The sequence below is a fragment of the Marinomonas lutimaris genome, from assembly GCF_019426345.1.
Lineage (GTDB): Bacteria > Pseudomonadota > Gammaproteobacteria > Pseudomonadales > Marinomonadaceae > Marinomonas > Marinomonas lutimaris.
In genome coordinates this window covers 1-2,947 of the sequence record NZ_JAHLLW010000044.1, presented here as the reverse complement: position 1 = coordinate 2,947, position 2,947 = coordinate 1, and the positions used below count along the sequence as shown (strand labels likewise).

Here is a 2,947-nt window from a genome sequence, read left to right as displayed (position 1 = left end):
CTGAAAGAAAACCAGATTCTTTATGCCGCCAATGATGCGCACTCGGCTATATGTGTGGAGAGGGTCTTTCATTATAAATCGTTTAAATTTGAACCCTAGAAACTTTCGTAAAGGAATACCGTGAAACCATTCGAATACATGGAATTTAGACATTCTTGGCGTCCTTATCAGGCACGAGTTCTTAATGCGATTAAAGAACATCTTGATGACAAGCGACTTCATATTGTTGCGGCTCCAGGTGCTGGTAAAACAACATTAGGGTTAGAGACCTTTCGGATTTTGGCAAAGCCTGCTTTAGTGCTTTCACCGACGAGAGTGATTAGGGATCAATGGATTGATAGGATCAAAGATTTTGTCCGAAGCGAAGATGATACCGAGTTAGATTGCTTACAGCTTGAGTGGGTAAGTAATTCGATACATGATCCTAAAATATTAACGTCTATTACCTATCAAGCTTTGCATTCAAAATTTGCCGAAGAGCTCAGTGTTAATGAAGAGGAAGGCGATGATCTTGATAAAGCGTTAGGAGACAAGGATGTAAATAGCTTTATCAAGATGATTGAGGCGCACAAGATCCAAGTGCTTATCCTTGATGAAGCGCATCATCTTAGGTCTGAATGGTGGCGAGCGTTAGAAAAGGTGTGTGAATACTTTCCGGATATCATTTTAGTATCGCTAACTGCGACACCACCTTATGATTCGCAAAACAGTGAATGGATTAGATATGAGCAGCTCTGTGGCCCGATTGATGAAGAAATATCCGTACCTGAATTGGTAAAGGCTGGGACATTGTGTGCGCATCAAGACTTTATATGGGCATGTGATGCGACTACCTCGGAAAAAGAACAAATCAAAGAATATGATGAAAGAGTCTCAATGCTTTGTAATACGTTATTTGAGAGTAATGAGTTTGAGACGATTGTTTTATCTCATCCTTGGTTACATCGCTCAGACAAGATAGAGGCCGATATTATAAAAGATCCTCAAATTGCGATTGCACTGCTGTCTTTTGTCAGAGCGAAGTCTCTATCTATTGGTGGTAGTCTGATGGTGTTGTTGGATATGAAGGTTAATGATATTCCTATGTTAGGACGCCATTGGTGGCAAATATTAATAGAAATTATTCTTTTTTCAAAAACAACTCAACATACAGATTCACACCAGCAATTCATCGAGCATTTAAAAAAACAGCTTAAGGCCAGTGAGTTATTGCACAAGCGAGAGTTGTCTTTAGAGTGCTCGCGACGTATTGACCGATCGCTTTCATTAAGTGCTTCCAAGATAGTGGCGTGTGGAACCATTCATCGGCTTGAGTACAAACAGAGAGGCGATAAGCTAAGACAAGTTGTCTTAACCGATTTTATTCGGGACGAAGCGCTCGCTTCTGGATTAGAGACTGGAGACGTTAATTTAGGTGCATGGCCTATTTTTAAAAACCTAACCTCAACATCTACGATATCGGATCAAATAGCCTTACTGACTGGCAGAATCAGTATTATTCCAACGAGCAAGTTGCCGTTATTGATTAGTCGCATGAAAACCAATCACGTTAAGTCTGAACCCATTGGCAATAAGGGGCAATATCAAAAGGTGACAGCGCCTCTAAATCAGCTTACTTCTGCATTTACCGAATTGTTGATGGAAGGAGATATAAAAGTCCTTGTAGGCACTCGATCCCTACTGGGCGAAGGCTGGGATGCTCCTGCGGTTAATTCACTTATCTTAGCCAGTTCGGTTGGCTCTTTTATGTTAACCAATCAAATGCGCGGTCGGGCTATTAGAGTTAATTCAAAGCATAAAGATAAAGTGAGTAGTATCTGGCACTTGGTTGCTATAAATGCTGAGACTTATACAGGGTGGAGTGATGCTCTTAGTTTGGTAACCCGGTTTCAGACTTTTGTGGGGCTTTCTGAAAAAGAGCTGACCATAGAGAGCGGTTTTGACCGTATGAAAGCTACTGGTATTAAGTCTAATAATGTTTTCAATAAAACCGCCCCTATTCGTCGTAATAATCGACAAATGTTACGTCGTTATCGAAATATTGGACACATTACAGATCGTTGGAAAAAAGCCCTTGCATTAGATCGTTCAACTAGGGTTATTCCCTCTGTAAAAACCAATAAAATCCCTAATTTGAGAGGGTTGTTATTAAGGCATAGCTTTACTTATTTGTTACTACAATTGGCTGTCATGTTAAGTGGTATTATGGTTGGCAGTTTCTACGTCTCTTTGAGGCATCCTTCTTCTATGTTATTAATTTTTTTAATAGGAATAGGTGGTGGGCTAATTTATAAGCTTCCCCAAACGTTGACGGTTATGAAAACTCTATTTTTGTATCTTCCTGTTGATGGTGCACTAAAAAGAATTGGTACAGCGTTGCTTGAAGCGTTATGCGAGGCTGGCTTTATAGATACTTCGATTAGAAAGATGTCGTTGAATGTGATGAAGTTAGAAGACGGTTCATTTTATTTGTCGGTATCAGGCTGTAGCTTTTATGAGTCCTCTATTTTTTCAGATTGTTTGGCCGAAATACTTGCGCCTATTGATAATCCAAGGTATCTAATACTTAGAGAAGGTAAGTTTTTAGGTACATCAAGAGATGATTACCATGCCGTACCGATGAGGTTCGCTGTTAAGAAAAATCTTGCCCAACTGTTTTATAGAGCTTGGCAAAAAAATGTAAGCTTGTCAGAACTGGTTTATACGCGAACAGAAGAAGGTCGAAGGAGGCTTTTGAAAGCAAAAATGAAAGCTTTTTCCTCGACCTTCAAAGATGAAGTGAAAAGACAAGATAGATGGCAATAAAAGAGCTAGAAAACGAGGCTTCTATCGGATTCGAGAGCAAGCCTATTTTCCAGAAAGGCCAAGTCAGCCTAGGCCCATCGCTGATTCAACTCGCAACCGAATCAAAAGCGTTCCTATTCCCAACTCGATTTCCTTCGGCTGT

The 2,947-nt window shown here is 40.2% G+C and carries 1 protein-coding gene; it reads left to right on the top strand.

Annotation, left to right across the window (positions count from 1 at the left end):
• Window positions 1-120 precede the first annotated feature (120 nt).
• A complete protein-coding gene (locus KPL72_RS20950; RefSeq protein WP_219704339.1) occupies window positions 121-2,805 on the top strand; it encodes a DEAD/DEAH box helicase family protein in 2,685 nt (894 codons plus the stop codon).
• Window positions 2,806-2,947 lie beyond the last annotated feature (142 nt).